At 67.8% G+C, this 14,032-nt stretch carries 15 protein-coding genes; 8 read left to right on the forward strand and 7 right to left on the reverse strand.

What is annotated here, in order from left to right; genetic code table 11:
- Positions 1-67 precede the first annotated feature (67 nt).
- From hslU to hslV, 3 genes are all read right to left on the reverse strand, one after another.
- Positions 68-1,363 carry an ATP-dependent protease ATPase subunit HslU gene (hslU, locus tag WAL33_RS14890; RefSeq protein WP_422182300.1) on the reverse strand — a complete coding sequence of 432 codons (1,296 nt, stop codon included), beginning with the start codon at positions 1,361-1,363 and terminating at the stop codon, positions 68-70.
- Entirely contained in the window at positions 1,360-2,208 is an 849-nt protein-coding gene (locus tag WAL33_RS14895) for a DUF4440 domain-containing protein (protein ID WP_422182301.1), read from the reverse strand. The genes hslU and WAL33_RS14895 overlap by 4 nt, the downstream gene beginning before the upstream one ends.
- A gap of 72 nt (positions 2,209-2,280) precedes the next feature.
- Entirely contained in the window at positions 2,281-2,844 is a 564-nt protein-coding gene (hslV, locus tag WAL33_RS14900) for an ATP-dependent protease subunit HslV (protein ID WP_422182302.1), read from the reverse strand.
- A 41-nt stretch (positions 2,845-2,885) separates the two neighbouring features.
- Between hslV and WAL33_RS14905 the strand changes: the two genes are divergently transcribed.
- The 3 genes from WAL33_RS14905 (at position 2,886) to WAL33_RS14915 (ending at position 5,687) form a co-directional block, all read left to right on the forward strand.
- The gene (locus tag WAL33_RS14905; RefSeq protein WP_422182303.1) at positions 2,886-3,638 is read left to right on the forward strand and encodes a HesA/MoeB/ThiF family protein; all 753 of its coding nucleotides are present in this window, start codon (positions 2,886-2,888) and stop codon (positions 3,636-3,638) included.
- Positions 3,639-3,698: 60 nt separating this feature from the next.
- Positions 3,699-5,213, forward strand: a complete 1,515-nt coding sequence (locus WAL33_RS14910; RefSeq protein WP_422182304.1) for an acetyl-CoA hydrolase/transferase family protein — start codon at positions 3,699-3,701, stop codon at positions 5,211-5,213.
- Between the two features lie 78 nt (positions 5,214-5,291).
- Positions 5,292-5,687: a group II truncated hemoglobin gene (locus WAL33_RS14915; protein WP_422182305.1), complete on the forward strand. Its 396-nt coding sequence runs from the start codon at positions 5,292-5,294 to the stop codon at positions 5,685-5,687.
- 12 nt (positions 5,688-5,699) lie between these two features.
- Here WAL33_RS14915 and WAL33_RS14920 read toward each other — a convergent pair whose 3' ends face one another.
- Positions 5,700-6,686: a 2-hydroxyacid dehydrogenase gene (locus tag WAL33_RS14920; RefSeq protein ID WP_422182306.1), complete on the reverse strand. Its 987-nt coding sequence runs from the start codon at positions 6,684-6,686 to the stop codon at positions 5,700-5,702.
- Positions 6,687-6,809: 123 nt separating this feature from the next.
- Here WAL33_RS14920 and WAL33_RS14925 point away from each other — a divergent pair, with 123 nt between their 5' ends.
- The 5 genes from WAL33_RS14925 to WAL33_RS14945 all read left to right on the forward strand — a co-directional run bounded on the left by WAL33_RS14925 (position 6,810) and on the right by WAL33_RS14945 (position 11,194).
- Positions 6,810-7,316 (forward strand): SH3 domain-containing protein, encoded by a 507-nt coding sequence (locus WAL33_RS14925; protein WP_422182307.1) that lies wholly within the window; start codon positions 6,810-6,812, stop codon positions 7,314-7,316.
- A 103-nt stretch (positions 7,317-7,419) separates the two neighbouring features.
- On the forward strand, positions 7,420-7,935 hold the full coding sequence (fabA, locus tag WAL33_RS14930) for a 3-hydroxyacyl-[acyl-carrier-protein] dehydratase FabA (protein ID WP_422182308.1): 516 nt from the start codon (positions 7,420-7,422) through the stop codon (positions 7,933-7,935).
- A gap of 70 nt (positions 7,936-8,005) precedes the next feature.
- Positions 8,006-9,223: a beta-ketoacyl-ACP synthase I gene (gene fabB / locus WAL33_RS14935; protein ID WP_422182309.1), complete on the forward strand. Its 1,218-nt coding sequence runs from the start codon at positions 8,006-8,008 to the stop codon at positions 9,221-9,223.
- Between the two features lie 168 nt (positions 9,224-9,391).
- Positions 9,392-10,294, forward strand: coding sequence for a phytanoyl-CoA dioxygenase family protein (locus WAL33_RS14940; protein WP_422182310.1), 903 nt, complete (start codon positions 9,392-9,394; stop codon positions 10,292-10,294).
- An 84-nt stretch (positions 10,295-10,378) separates the two neighbouring features.
- The gene (locus WAL33_RS14945; protein WP_422182311.1) at positions 10,379-11,194 is read left to right on the forward strand and encodes an enoyl-ACP reductase FabI; all 816 of its coding nucleotides are present in this window, start codon (positions 10,379-10,381) and stop codon (positions 11,192-11,194) included.
- Positions 11,195-11,246: 52 nt separating this feature from the next.
- Here the strand turns inward: WAL33_RS14945 and WAL33_RS14950 are convergent, their stop codons facing one another.
- From WAL33_RS14950 to WAL33_RS14960, 3 genes are all read right to left on the reverse strand, one after another.
- Entirely contained in the window at positions 11,247-11,855 is a 609-nt protein-coding gene (locus tag WAL33_RS14950) for a TetR/AcrR family transcriptional regulator (protein WP_422182312.1), read from the reverse strand.
- 1 nt (position 11,856) lies between these two features.
- Positions 11,857-13,464 (reverse strand): DHA2 family efflux MFS transporter permease subunit, encoded by a 1,608-nt coding sequence (locus WAL33_RS14955; RefSeq protein ID WP_422182313.1) that lies wholly within the window; start codon positions 13,462-13,464, stop codon positions 11,857-11,859.
- A gap of 23 nt (positions 13,465-13,487) precedes the next feature.
- A partial coding sequence (locus tag WAL33_RS14960; RefSeq protein ID WP_422182314.1) for an HlyD family efflux transporter periplasmic adaptor subunit occupies positions 13,488-14,032 on the reverse strand: 545 nt, incomplete at its 5' end.

A 14,032-nucleotide genomic window follows, 5' to 3' on the forward strand; every position in this document is an offset into this window, starting at 1 on the left:
GGATTTCAAACAGCCGGCGCCAAAAATCGACCTCATCCTGAGCTTGTCGAAGGACGAGGGCGATCCACTAAAGAATGAACCGGCTTAGATCCGCGTCGGCCGCCAGGGCCCCGATCCGCGCCTTCACGTAGTCGGCGTCCACGGTCACCGTCTCGCCCGAACGATCCGCCGCCGAGAAGCTGATCTCCTCGACCACCTTTTCCAGGATGGTCTGCAGGCGGCGGGCGCCGATGTTCTCGACCGAGGCGTTGACCGCCACGGCCGCGTCGGCGACGGCGTCGATGGCCTCTTCGGTGAACACCAAGGTCACGCCCTCGGTCAGCAGCAGGGCCTGGTGCTGGCGGATCAGGTTGGCTTCCGGCTCGGTCAGGATGCGGCGCAGGTCGTCGCGGGTCAGGCCCTTAAGCTCCACCCGGATCGGCAGGCGGCCCTGCAGCTCGGGCAGCAGGTCCGACGGCTTGGCCACGTGGAAGGCGCCCGAGGCGATGAACAGGATGTGGTCGGTCTTGACCGGCCCGTACTTGGTGGAGACCGTCGTGCCCTCGATCAGCGGCAGCAGATCGCGCTGCACGCCCTCGCGCGACACGTCGGCCCCGCCGCGCTGGTTGGAAGACGCGACCTTGTCGATCTCGTCCAAGAAGACGATGCCGTGGTTCTCGGCCAGCTCCAGGGCTTCCTGGGTCAGGGCTTCCTGGTCCAGGAGCTTGTCGCTTTCCTCGGCGATCAGCGGGGCCCAGGCGCCGGTGACGGTGGTCTTGTGGGTCTTGGTGCGCCCGCCGCCGAACGACTTCATCATTTCCGACAGGTTCAGCACCGAGGCGCCCGGCTGGCCGGGAATCTCGAACATGCCGCCGCCGCCCGTGTCGGCCAGCTGCAATTCCACTTCCTTGTCGTCCAGCTCGCCGGCCCGCAGCTTCTTGCGGAAGCTGTCGCGGGCCGCGGTCGAGCCGGGACCGGTCAGGGCGTCCAGGATGCGCTCCTCGGCGGCCGCCTCGGCCTTGGCCCGGACGCCGGACCGGCGCTTGTCGCGGACCATCGACAGGGCGCTTTCCACCAGGTCGCGGACGATCTGGTCGACGTCGCGGCCGACATAGCCGACCTCGGTGAACTTGGTGGCCTCGACCTTCAGGAACGGCGCCTGGGCCAGCCTGGCCAGGCGGCGCGCGATCTCGGTCTTGCCCACGCCCGTGGGGCCGATCAGCAGGATGTTCTTGGGCGTGACCTCGTCGCGCAGGTCGGCCGGCACGCGGCGACGGCGCCAGCGGTTGCGCAGGGCCACGGCCACGGCCTTTTTCGCCTCGGTATGGCCGACGATGTAGCGGTCGAGTTCGGAGACGATTTCGCGGGGGGAGAATTCGGTCATGTGTCCGTGTTCAAGGTCTCGAAGATCAGGCGCCAGCCTTCGGGGCGCCTTTGCCAGACATGCATATAGTGCGTGTTGACCGGAGCGTCAGACGGGCCGGTCCAACGGGCCGTTCCATGGGTCCAGACCAGGTCGCCGGCCGCCGAGGCGCCGCCGTAGTCCATCCTGATCGTCATCCGAGACGGGCGTTGATCGATCCGGGCGGCGAGGTTCGACGGGGCGAGGCCTTCTGTTCCGCCTGGACCCGTCAGCCAGGCGTCGGACGCCAGGGCGGCGCGATAGGCCTTGGGCGCGTCGCCGGCGGCGAGCTCGGCCAGCCTGTCCTCGGCGGACCGCACCGTCGCCAGGGCTTCGGCGGGCGATCTGGAGCCTTCCGCGGCCGTCGGGCCTTGGATCGGGGGGATCGAGGCATCGGGCGCCCCGGCCGCGTCGGCCTCGGCGCCGCCGTCATAGATCCACTTCCATTGGCCGTCCGGGCCCTTGCGCCAGATCGTGGCGTAATAGCCGCCGCGCCGACCATTGATCGCCGAGGGGCCGATCGACAGGCCCAGGTCGCCGGAACGGGCGATCACCACCTTTTGCGGCCACCATTCCAGCCGCGGGGTCTTGCTGGACGGGCGCTTTTCGTAGAGCGGCTTGGCCATGACCGGCCCAGGCCGGAACACGATGGCGTCGTCGGCCATGTGCCGGAGGAACGAGTCCCGGATCCCCAGCGCCAGGCCGTCGGCGGCGAAGGCGCGTTCGGCCTTCTCGATCTCGGCGGGTGACGGCCCGGAAGGCGAGGATTCTGCGGCCAGGCTCGGCGCGGCCCACAGCAGCGAAGCGATCAAAACGGTCTTGAGCATCAGGGTCCCTCCGCTCGCAACTAAGCGCGCCGACGCTCGGTCCGCTCGTGAATTCGCCGTAACTTGAAGGTGTTAGAGGGTTTCGACCGTCAGGTTGCCGTTGGTGTAGACGCAGATCTCGGCGGCGATGGCCATCGCCTTGCGGGCGATCTCCTCGGCGCTCAGGTCCTGGTCGATCAGGGCCTTGGCCGCCGCCAGGGCGTAGTTGCCGCCCGAGCCGATGGCGGCCACCGCGCCGCCGCCCTGGCTTTCGCCGGGCTCAAGCACGTCGCCGACCCCGGTCACCGTGTAGATCGCGGTGGCGTCGGCCACCAGCAGCATGGCCTCCAGCCGGCGCAGGTAGCGGTCGGTGCGCCAGTCCTTGGCCAGGTCCACGCAGGCTCGGGCCAGCTGGTCGGGATATTGCTCCAGCTTGGCTTCCAGCCGCTCGATCAGGGTGAAGGCGTCGGCCGTGGCCCCGGCGAAACCGGCCACCACCTTGCCGCCGGCCAGACGGCGCACCTTGCGGGCGTTGCCCTTGACGATGGTTGGGCCCATGGAGACCTGTCCGTCGCCGGCGATCACGGTCGAGCCGTTCTTGCGCACCGCCAGAATGGTCGTGCCGTGCCAGTCGGGGAAAGAATTGGAGCTTTGCATGGCTTCGCATGTGGCGTGGCCGTGCCCGAGGATCAAGCGCGATGAGTTTTTCCGACGCCGAGGTTGAACGCTACGCCCGCCATCTGGTGCTGCGCGAGATCGGCGGGCCGGGCCAGCAGAAGCTGAAGGCCGCCCGGGTGCTGGTGGTCGGGGCCGGCGGCCTGGGCGCGCCGGCCGCGCTCTATCTGGCCGCCGCCGGGGTCGGGACCCTGGGTCTGGTCGACGCCGACACCGTCTCGCTGTCCAACCTGCAGCGCCAGGTGCTGTTCGCCACCGCCGACGCCGGCCGGCCCAAGGTCGAGGCCGCCGCCGAACATCTGACCGCCCTGAACCCCCATCTGGTCGTCGAAACCCATCCGGTATGGCTGGGTGAGGCCAACGCCCGCGAGATCGTTTCGCGGTATGATCTGGTGCTGGACGGCACGGACGACTTCGCCACCCGCTTCGCCGTCAACGACGCCTGCGTGGCCGAGCGCAGGACCCTGGTCAGCGGGGCCCTGGGCCGCTGGACCGGCCAGGTCGGCGTGTTCCAGGCAAAGCCCTGCTACCGCTGCCTGGTGCCCGAAATTCCGCCCGACGCCGAGACCTGCGCCCTGGTCGGGGTGGTCGGGGCCCTGGCGGGGGTGATCGGGTCGATGATGGCGCTCGAAGCGGTGAAGGTGATCACCGGCGCCGGCGAAAGCCTGGCCGGCCGTCTGCTGATCTACGATGCTCTGGCCGCCGAGACGCGGACGGTCCGGATCGGCGCGGATCCGGCCTGTCCGAGCTGCGGCGGGCTAAGGACCGCTACGTAGGGGCCAAGCGCCGATCGCGGGTCTAGTTTGCAGGCGACCAGATTGAACCGGAGACGGCGGATGAGCGATAGGCGGATCGGCAGCGCGGGCCTGCGGGCCAAGGTGATGGGCGCCGATGCGGCGGCGGCGCTGATCGCGCCCGGCAGCACGGTGGGCATGAGCGGCTTCACGGGCTCAGGCTATCCCAAGGCCGTGCCCACGGCCCTCGCCTCGCGGATCGACGCGGCCCATGCGGCCGGCGACCCCTTCCGCCTGCGGGTCTGGACGGGCGCGTCGACCGGCCCCGAGCTGGACGGCGCCCTGGCCCGCAGCAACGGCATCGAGTTCCGGCTGCCCTACAATTCCGATCCCATCGCCCGCGAGAAGATCAATCGTGGCGAGATGGAATATTTCGACATGCACCTGAGTCAGGTCGCGCCCATGGCCTGGCAGGGCTTCCTGGGGCCGCTGGACACCGCGGTGGTCGAGGTCTCGGGGATCCGTCCCGACGGCTCGCTGATCCCATCCTCGTCGGTTGGCAACAACAAGACGTGGCTGGACCGCGCCGACAAGATCATCCTCGAGGTCAATCGCTGGCAGAACCCGGCGCTGGAGGGGATGCACGACATCTATTACGGCACGGCCCTGCCGCCCAACCGCGTGCCGATCCCGCTGATCCGCCCCGACGACCGCATTGGAGAGGCCTATTTCCGGGTCGATCCGGCCAAGATCGTCGCGATCGTCGAGACCGAGGCGCCCGACCGGAATTTGCCGTTCGCCCCGCCCGACGGCGCGGCCCTGGCCATCGCCGGCCACCTGCTGGAGTTCTTCGCTCACGAGGTGAAGAAGGGGCGGCTCCCGGCTTCGCTGCTGCCGCTGCAGTCGGGCGTGGGCAACATCGCCAACGCCGTGCTGACCGGCCTGGTCGACGGGCCTTTCGACAACATGACCGCCTATACCGAGGTGATCCAGGACGGCATGCTTGATCTGTTGGACAGCGGCAAGCTGCGCATGGCCTCGGCCACGGCCTTCTCGCTGAGCCCGGAGGCGGCCGCCAAGCTCAACGCCGACATGGGCCGCTATCGCGACCGGATGATCCTGCGGCCCCAGGAGATCAGCAACCACCCTGAACTGATCCGCCGCCTGGGTTGCCTGGCCATGAACGGCCTGATCGAGGCCGACATCTATGGCAACGTCAATTCCACCCACGTCATGGGTTCGCGCATCCAGAACGGCATCGGCGGTTCGGGCGACTTCGCCCGCAACGCCTATGTGTCGATCTTCATGACGCCCTCGACGGCCAAGGGCGGCAAGATCTCGGCGATCGTGCCCCAGGCCTCGCATGTCGATCACATCAACCAGGACGTCCAGGTGCTGGTCACCGAGCAGGGCCTCGCCGATCTGCGCGGCCTGTCGCCCAAGCAGCGGGCCCGGGTGATCATCGACAACTGCGCCCATCCCGATTTCCGGCCGGACCTGAACGACTACTTCATCCGCGCCAAGGCCGGCGCCTACGGCCAGCAGACCCCGATCCTGCCCAGCGAGGCGCTGTCCTGGCATCAGCGGTTCATGGAGACGGGCACGATGAGGCGCTAGGCCGGGTCCTTGCGCCAGATCAATGCGAACGTCGCGGCCTGCTGATCCCTGGCCGCGCCAGCCGCTCGCGAGTCCGTCATGTCCAAAGCCGATGTTCAGTCCCCTTCGCCGTTCGAAACCGTGGGCGGGGCGCCCGCCGTGCAACGGCTGGCCGAGACCTTCTACGACCTGATGGCGGCGGATCCGATCTACGGCGAGCTGCGGGTCATGCACGCCGACGACATGGACGCCGTCAAACAGTCGCTGGCGGGTTTTCTGAGCGCTTGGTTGGGCGGACCCCGCGACTGGTTCATGACCCATCCCGGCGTCTGCGTGATGTCGATGCACCGGGCCATGCCGATCACCGCGACCACAGCGGGCCAGTGGATCGCGGCGATGGAGCGAGCGATGCGCGCGGTGGACTTGGAACCGGTGATCGCCGAGGCCATGCTGAACCGCTTCAGGGGCATGGTGGACGCCATGGCTCGTCGCTAAGCGGGCAGCGCCCTACAGCATCGACGGGATCACACGGTCAGGCGGCCTGTGGCCGTCCATGAAGGTCTTCACGTTGACGATGACCTTCTCGCCCATGTCGATGCGGCCCTCGACCGTGGCCGAGCCCATGTGGGGCAGCAGCACGACGTTGGGCAGTTTCAGGAGCTTGGGGTTGATGGCGGGCTCGTGCTCGTAGACGTCCAGGCCCGCCCCGGCGATCTCGCCGCGCGCCAGCATGTTGGCCAGGGCGCCTTCGTCGATCACCTCGCCGCGGGCGGTGTTGACGATGATGCTCTGGGGCCGCAGCAGCTTGAGCCGGCGGGCCGACAGCAGGTGATAGGTGGCCGGGGTGTGGGGGCAGTTGACCGAGATGAAGTCCATCCGGGCCAGCATCTGGTCCAGGCTCTCCCAGTAGGTGGCCCCGACCTCCTCGGCGATGCGCGGGCTGACGGGCTTCCTGTTATGATAGTGCACCTGCATGCCGAACGCCTTGGCGCGACGCGCCACGGCCTGGCCGATGCGGCCCATGCCGATGATGCCCAGGCGCTTGCCCCACAGGCGGCGACCCAGCATCCAGGTCGGCGACCAGCCGTGGAAGCCGCCGGCCTTGACCACTTCGGCGCCTTCGACGACCCGGCGCGAGGCGGCCATGATCAGGGTCATGGTCAGGTCGGCGGTGTCTTCGGTCAGGACGCCGGGGGTGTTGGTGACGATGATGCCGCGCGCGTTGGCGGTGGCGACGTCGATATTGTCGACACCGGCCCCGAAATTGGCGATCAGTTTGAGGCGGTCGCCGGCGCGCGACAGCAGGCGGCTGTCGATGCGGTCGGTGATGGTGGGCACCAGCACGTCGGCCGAATTCATGGCCTCGACCAGTTCATCGGCCGTCAAGGGTTTGTCGGTGACGTTCAGTTGGGTGTCGAACAGCTCGCACATCCGCGTCTCCACCGGGTCAGGCAGTTTGCGGGTGACGATGACTTTGAGCTTGCGAGCTGACATGAGCGGTTCGAAAAGCCTTTCCCAATTGGGCATTTCCCAGACGGGCGTTTGAATCTGTAGCAAAGGGGCCCCATGCGGCCAAGCAACATGCCGACGAATTGCAAACATCATTCGCTCGGCGCCATGACCCTCGCCGTGTTCGGCGCCGTGTTGGGCCTGACCGTCCTCGCTGGGGACGTCGCCCAGGCCCAGGGTCCCAAGGTCACCCCGTCGGGCATGGAGGTGCCGCGTTACGTGTCGCTGAAGTACGGCCAGGTGAACGCGCGCGTCGGGCCTGACGAGGCCCACCGCTTGCTGTGGATCTACAAGGCCAAGGGCCTGCCGGTGCAGGTTGTGGCCGAAACCCGGGAATGGCGCAGGATCTGCGATCCCGAGGGCAACCTGGCCTGGGTGCACAAGCGCACCATCGACGGCCGTCGCACCGCCATGCGCGTCCAGGCCACGTTCCTTCCGCTGCGGGCCCAGCCCAAGGCCGACGCTCGGATCAGCGCCTATCTGGCCGGTCGCTCGACCGCCAGTCTCGACCGCTGTGAAAAGGGCTGGTGCAAACTGAAGGCGGGGGGCGAATCAGGCTGGGCGCCGCAGGGCGAGATCTGGGGCGCGGCCCCGCGGGCGCAATGCAAGGATTAGCGCAAGGATTAGGGCGTTTTCACCCCATTGCAGCGCTCGGCGTTCACAGGCGTTACCGAAAGTAACATTGAGGCGCGGCCCGCCGCCGTGCTAGGGCGAGGCCATGCAACAAAGTTCCTTCACCTTCGACGAGCTCCTGGCCTGCGGCCGAGGCGAACTGTTCGGCCCCGGCAACGCCCAGCTGCCGGCGCCGCCGATGCTGATGTTCGATCGCATCGTCCGCATCGAATCCGAGGGCGGCAAGTACGGCAAGGGCTATGTCGAAGCTGAATTCGACATCAATCCGGACCTTTGGTTCTTCGCCTGCCACTTCATCGGCGACCCCGTCATGCCCGGCTGCCTGGGCCTGGACGCCCTGTGGCAGCTGGTCGGCTTCTTCCTGGGCTGGTCGGGCGGCCCGGGCCGCGGCCGCGCCCTGGGCGTGGGCGAAGTGAAGTTCACCGGCCAGGTCACACCGGACATCAAGAAGGTCGTCTATAAGATCGATCTCAAGCGCGTCATCATGCGCAAGCTGGTGATGGGCATCGCGGACGGCGTGCTGGAAGCCGACGGCAAGGTCATCTACGAAACCAAGGACCTCAAGGTCGGCCTGTTCACCGCCGAGCAGATGGCGTCCTGATCCTGTCGCAGGGTCGGCCGCTTTTAGAGCCGACCCCTTCTGGATCAGGGGGAAGAAAAGAGGATTGTTCATGCGTCGCGTCGTCGTCACCGGACTGGGAATCGTCTCGTCCATCGGCAACAACGCCAATGAGGTGCTCGCCTCACTGCGTGAAGCCAAGTCCGGCGTGGTCTCCGCGCCGGAATATGCGGAGCTGGGCTTCCGCTGCCAGGTCCATGCCACGGTCAAGCTCGACAGCTGGGAAGCCCTGGTCGACCGCCGCGCCGCGCGCTTCCTGGCGCCTGGCACGGCCTATGCTCACATCGCCATGGAACAGGCGATCGCGGATTCCGGCTTGGAAGAGTCCGCGGTCTCCAATGAACGCACCGGCCTGATCGTCGGCTCGGGCGGCCCGTCCACGCGGGTGATCGTCGAGGCGGCGGCCACCACGAAGGAAAAGGGTCCCAAGCGGATCGGTCCGTTCGCGGTCCCCAAGGCCATGAGCTCGGGCCCGTCGGCCGTCCTGTCGACCTGGTTCAAGATCCGCGGGATCAACTATTCGATCAGCTCGGCCTGCGCGACCAGCGCCCACTGCATCGGCGCGGGCGCCGAGCAGATCCAGATGGGCAAGCAGGACATCGTGTTCGCCGGCGGCTGCGAGGAGCTGGACTGGACCCTGTCCAACCTGTTCGACGCCATGGGCGCCATGAGCAGCAACTTCAACGACCGTCCGTCCGTGGCCAGCCGCGCCTATGACAAGGACCGCGACGGCTTCGTGATCGCCGGCGGGGCCGGGATCGTGGTGCTCGAGGAATACGAACACGCCAAGGCGCGCGGGGCCAAGATCTACGGCGAACTGGTCGGCTATGCGGCCAATTCGGACGGCTTCGACATGGTCGCGCCTTCGGGCGAGGGCGCGGCGCGCTGCATGAAGATCGCCATGGCCGAGGCCGGCGGCCGCACGATCGACTATCTGAACCCGCATGGCACCTCGACGCCCGTGGGCGACAGCAAGGAGATGGGGGCGGTCCGCGAGGTGTTCGGCGACAAGGCGCCGCTGATCTCCTCGACCAAGTCGCTGACCGGCCACAGCCTGGGCGCGGCCGGGGCGCAGGAGGCGATCTATTCGATCCTGATGCTCAACAATGACTTCGCGGCCAAGAGCGCCAATATCGAAAACCTTGATCCGGAGTTCGCCGACCTGCCGATCCTGCTGCAGCGCTCGGACAAGCCGTTGACCACGGTGATGTCCAACAGCTTCGGCTTCGGCGGCACCAACGGCACGCTGATCTTCAGCAAGGCGGATTGATCCACCGTCCACGCGGCCTTCGACCACCGGCTCGCCCTCGCGATCCGGCCCTGGATTTCGGCTGTCGGGTTCACGCCGCTGACGGCGGGCGCAAGGCTCTGGCTCCAGGTTGATCCGCGCGGCGATCGCGAGCTATGACGGGCGCGATTTTCTATCGGGGGAACAGACATGCCTTTCAAAAAGAAGGCCGCCAAACCTTGGGTCGAGACCGAGGATGTGCTGCCCTATCTTGACGCCGTCGGCGCCGACGAGGCCCAGCGCCGTTTCGTTACCGACCTGCATCGCGATGGCGTGGCGATCCTGGACCTCGGTCCCGAGGGCCTGGCCCTTTGCGACGCCGTGGTGGCCGACACCGACAGGTATTTCACCGGCGGAAACCGTCGCGTCCAGGACACCTGGCGGCGGTCGGCCGCGGTGCGGTCGCTGTCCAACCTGCCGGTCATCGAAAAGATGCTGGCCCTGGCCTATGGCCGGCGGCCCTTCCCGTTCCAAACGCTCAATTTCCTGGTCGGCAGCGAGCAGGCAGCCCACGCCGACGCGGTGCACTTCCACAGTGAGCCGCAACGCTTCATGTGCGGGGTATGGTTCGCGCTCGAGGACGTCCAGCCGGACGCGGGGCCGCTGTTCTACCACTTGGGCAGTCACAAGCGCCCGGTGTTCGGCATGCGCGAGGCGGGCGTGGTCGATCGCGCGCCGGAGCTCGGCGACTACGACAGGTTCTACGTGCCCGCCTTCGCCAAGGAGCTGAAGACCCAACCCCACCTGGCTTTGCTCAAGAAGGGCCAAGCCCTGGTGTGGACAGCCAATGTCGCCCATGGCGGCACCGCCATCCGCCGCGAAGGCGCGACGCGGCGCTCGCTGGTGACCCACTACTATTTCGAAGACTGCCTCTACTACACGCCGATGTACTCCAGTCCCGAGGAGGGGCGGTTTCAGCTGCGCCTGCCGGCCAACCTGAAGACGGGCGGCTGGGTCTGGCCGCGCCGCGCCGGCAAGCGCATGCCCCTGGAGCCGCGAACCGTCGCCAGGGCGTTCAAGGAAGCCCTCAAGCGCGCCGTCTACGTTGGTTGACGCGGTGACCGAACGGCTCGACGGGGTTTCTCCGGGCGATCGCTCCTGCTAGCTAGCGCTCAAGGATTCCAGGAGAGCCAAGCCATGGCCGACGAATACGCATTCCCCAAGGGCGAGCTGATGCGGGGCAAGAAGGGCCTCGTCATGGGCGTGGCCAATCACAACTCCATCGCCTGGGGCATCGCCTCGCAGCTGGCCGCCCAGGGCGCGGAGATGATCTTCACCTATCAGGGCGAAGCCCTGGAGCGCCGCGTGCGGCCGCTGGCCGAGAGCATCGGCGTCACCACCCTGGTCCCGGCCGACGTCACCGACGACGCCTCGATGGACGCCGCCTTCGCCGCGATCGAGGCCAAGTTCGGTACGATCGACTTCGTCGTCCATTCGGTGGCCTTCGCCAACAAGGACGAGCTGAAGGGCTCGTTCGTCGACAACACCACCCGCGAGGGCTTCCTGATGGCCCTGAACATCTCGGCCTTCAGCTTCGTGGACGTCGCCAAGCGCGCCGCCAAGATCATGCCCAACGGCGGCTCGCTGATCACCATGACCTATCTCGGGTCGGAACGGACCATCCCCAACTACAACACCATGGGCGTGGCCAAGGCCGCCCTGGAAGCCGCGACCCGCTACATCGCCCGCGACCTGGGTCCCAAGGGCATCCGCTGCAACGCCATCTCGGCCGGCGCCATGCGCACCCTGGCCCTGGCCGGCATCGCCGGGGGCCGCGGCATGATCGCTCAAGGCCGGGCGTTCAGCGCCATGAAGGAAGACACCTCGATGGAAGGCGTCGCCGGCGCGGCGTTGTGGCTGGTCTCGGACCTGGGCCGCTCGACCACCGGCGAGGTGGTCCACGTCGATGCCGGCTTCCACATGATGGGCATGCCCGACGAGGTGGAAGCCTAGGCTCCGCCGGAATGAGACGATAAGGCCCTCGCCTCGCGGCGAGGGCCTTTTTCTATGGAGCGTAGGCTCGCATGAACCGTTCGGCGGCTTCGCGCGCGAGGTCGTCGAACTCGGCCTGCGTCTTGTCGGACGGCAGGCGGAGCAGGGCGCGCAACTGGCTGTGGCCCATGACCATGCCCGAGAAGAATTCCGCCGCCTGATCGAAGTTTTCGACCTTCAGGCGGCCGAGCTTGGTTTCCATCTCCAGGAAGGCGGCCAGTTGGCGGCGCGCATGGCGCGGCCCGGCCTCGAACACCTCCTGGGCCACGTCGGGCATCTCGCCGGCGCCCTGGATGATCACCCGCATGACCGAATAGCCCTTGGTCGTGATCACCGTCTCCAGCATCGAGCGGGCATAGGCCTCCAGCGCCTCGCCGGGATTGTCGATGGCCCCCGGATCGCGCAGCGGGGCGGTGATCGCCGCCACCCGCCGGGCCATCAGGGCCCGCACCAGCTCGGCCTTGGAGCCGTAGTGGTTGTAGACGGTCTGCTTGGAGACGCCCGCCTGCCGGGCGATGGCCTCCATCGGCGCGCCCAGGCCGCGCTGGCCGATCACCTCGACGGCGGCGTCGAGGATGGCTTCGGTCTTGGCGACGTCGATCTGGCCGACAACTCGGGGCATCTCAGTGGGCGTCCGAAGGCGGGGGAGGGGCGTTCTTGGCCGGCTTGGCCAGGAGCGCGACGGCGGCGGCGACGAAACAGCCATAGGCCAGCAAGGTGAAGCTGTCGCCGAAGGCCAGCACCGTGGCCTGTTGCTCCAGCATGCCGCCGATGGCCTTGCGGGTGGCGCCTTCCGGATCGGCGACGCCCAGCTGGGTCATCCGGGCCGCCAGGCTCTGCATCATGCCGGCGATCCGAGCGTCGCCTTGGCTCATCTGGTCCGACAAGCCCATGTAGTACAGCGCCGTCTGGTTGGTGATCGTTGTGGCCAGCAGGGCCAGGCCGACCGCGCCGCCGGTGTTGCGCGCCAGGTTCACCAGGCCCGAGGCGTTCTTGATCATATGCGGAGGCAGGGTGCTCATCGTCACCTGCTGGGTGGCGATCATGGCGATCATCACCCCCACGCCCCGGCAGGCCTGGACCCCGGCGAACTCCCAAAAGCCCCAGTCCTTGGTCACGCCGTGGGCCATGTACATGCCCCAACCCGCCAGCAGGAAGCCGATGAACATCGGGATGCGCGGGTCCATCTGGCGGACCAGGCGGCCGGCGAGCGGGCCGGTGGCGAACATCGAAAGGCCCGAGACCACCATGGTGGTGCCGACTTCGGAGGCCGAATAGTGCCGCACCCGGCCCAGGAACTGCGGCAGCAGGAAGGTGCCGCCGAACAGGCTGGCCCCCGACACGGCCGTCATGGCCACGCCGATGCTGAAGTTGCGGTTGGCGAAGGCCCGCAGCTCGACGATCGGATTACGATAGCTCAGCGACCGCCAGATGAAGACCACGCCGCTCACCACGGCCAGCACGGTCAGGCCCAGGATGCCGCTGTCCTCGAACCAGCTGTTCTTGGAGCCCTCCTCGAGCACGAACTGCATGCTCATCAGGAAGGTGGCCATGACCGCCAGGCCGAACCAGTCGAAGCCCTTGGCCAGGCTCGGGTCGCCCTTGTCGAACTGGCCCCAGCGGGCGACGCCGAACAGCACCAGCATGCCGGTCGGGACGTTGATGAAGAACAGCCAGCGCCAGCTGAGCCACTCGGTCAGGTGGCCGCCCAGGGTGGGGCCGACGGTGGGCGCCAGGGTGACGATCAGGCCCATGATGACGCTGGCGGTGATCCGCCGCTCGGGCGGGAAGGCGGTGAAGGCCACGGCGAACACGGTCGGGATCATCGCCCCGCCGATGAAACCCTGCAGGGCCCGGGTAAGGATCATCATGTCGATGGACGAGCTGAGGCCCGTCAGCACGCTCATGATGATGAAGCCCAGGCACGACATCAGATAGACGCGCTGGGTGCCCCACAGCCGCGACAGGTATCCCGACAGGGGGATCATCACGACTTCGGGGATCAGGTAGGCGGTCTGGATCCAGCTGACCTGGTCGGCGCTGGCGCCCACCCCGGCCTGGATCTGCGGCAGGGAGGCCGCGACGATCTGGATGTCGAGGATGGCCATGAACTGGCCGATGACCATGGCCCCGAAGCCGAGGAACAGCTTGCCCCAATCGACCTCTTGGGCCGGGGCGGCGGGCGCGGCCCCTGAAGATTTAGGGGGGGCGGAGAGGGCGGCGTCGGTCATGGCGGCGATCCGAACCGGCGCTCCTAGCGCGCCTGGTCTCCCGTCGGGCCCTTCTGGGCGTATTGAGAACTGTTCGGCAGGCCGGACTGGGCGAAGGTCGGGCCCGAGCGGTCGCGCACGTCGACCTTGACGTCGACCGACAGGCCCGGACGCAGGGCGGAGCCCAACGCCGACTTCTCGACGACGATCTTCACCGGCAGGCGCTGGGTGATCTTGGTGAAGTTGCCCACCGCGTTCTCGACCGGGATCAGGGCGAACTCCTGGCCGGTGGCCGGGGCGAAGCTGTCCAGCTTGCCGTTGATCACGGCCTTGCCGAAGGCGTCGGCCTTGATCTCGACCGGCTGACCCACACGCAGGCGGGCGACCTGGGTCTCCTTGAAGTTGGCGACGACATAGCCCTGGCCGACGGGAACGATCGACATCAGGGCCATGCCCGGCTGGACCAGCTGACCGGGACGGACCGAGCGGGCGCCGACCACGCCGGCGGCGGGCGCGCGGATCACGGTGCGGTCCAGGTCGATGCGGGCCTGTTCCACGGCGGCGCGGGCGGCGGCGGCCTGGGCCACGG

The organism is Caulobacter sp., assembly GCF_049283275.1.
In the GTDB taxonomy this organism is placed as follows: Bacteria; Pseudomonadota; Alphaproteobacteria; order Caulobacterales; family Caulobacteraceae; genus Caulobacter.

Coding starts and splice junctions, on each gene's coding strand:
- WAL33_RS14950 (WP_422182312.1), bottom strand. CDS start 11,855: ATGCCCCGAGTTGTCGGCCAGATCGACGTCGCCAAGACCGAAGCCATC.
- WAL33_RS14915 (WP_422182305.1), top strand. CDS start 5,292: ATGTCCAAAGCCGATGTTCAGTCCCCTTCGCCGTTCGAAACCGTGGGC.
- WAL33_RS14905 (WP_422182303.1), top strand. CDS start 2,886: ATGAGTTTTTCCGACGCCGAGGTTGAACGCTACGCCCGCCATCTGGTG.
- hslU (WP_422182300.1), bottom strand. CDS start 1,363: ATGACCGAATTCTCCCCCCGCGAAATCGTCTCCGAACTCGACCGCTAC.
- WAL33_RS14920 (WP_422182306.1), bottom strand. CDS start 6,686: ATGTCAGCTCGCAAGCTCAAAGTCATCGTCACCCGCAAACTGCCTGAC.
- fabA (WP_422182308.1), top strand. CDS start 7,420: ATGCAACAAAGTTCCTTCACCTTCGACGAGCTCCTGGCCTGCGGCCGA.
- hslV (WP_422182302.1), bottom strand. CDS start 2,844: ATGCAAAGCTCCAATTCTTTCCCCGACTGGCACGGCACGACCATTCTG.
- WAL33_RS14910 (WP_422182304.1), top strand. CDS start 3,699: ATGAGCGATAGGCGGATCGGCAGCGCGGGCCTGCGGGCCAAGGTGATG.
- WAL33_RS14925 (WP_422182307.1), top strand. CDS start 6,810: ATGACCCTCGCCGTGTTCGGCGCCGTGTTGGGCCTGACCGTCCTCGCT.
- fabB (WP_422182309.1), top strand. CDS start 8,006: ATGCGTCGCGTCGTCGTCACCGGACTGGGAATCGTCTCGTCCATCGGC.
- WAL33_RS14895 (WP_422182301.1), bottom strand. CDS start 2,208: ATGCTCAAGACCGTTTTGATCGCTTCGCTGCTGTGGGCCGCGCCGAGC.
- WAL33_RS14940 (WP_422182310.1), top strand. CDS start 9,392: ATGCCTTTCAAAAAGAAGGCCGCCAAACCTTGGGTCGAGACCGAGGAT.
- WAL33_RS14945 (WP_422182311.1), top strand. CDS start 10,379: ATGGCCGACGAATACGCATTCCCCAAGGGCGAGCTGATGCGGGGCAAG.
- WAL33_RS14955 (WP_422182313.1), bottom strand. CDS start 13,464: ATGACCGACGCCGCCCTCTCCGCCCCCCCTAAATCTTCAGGGGCCGCG.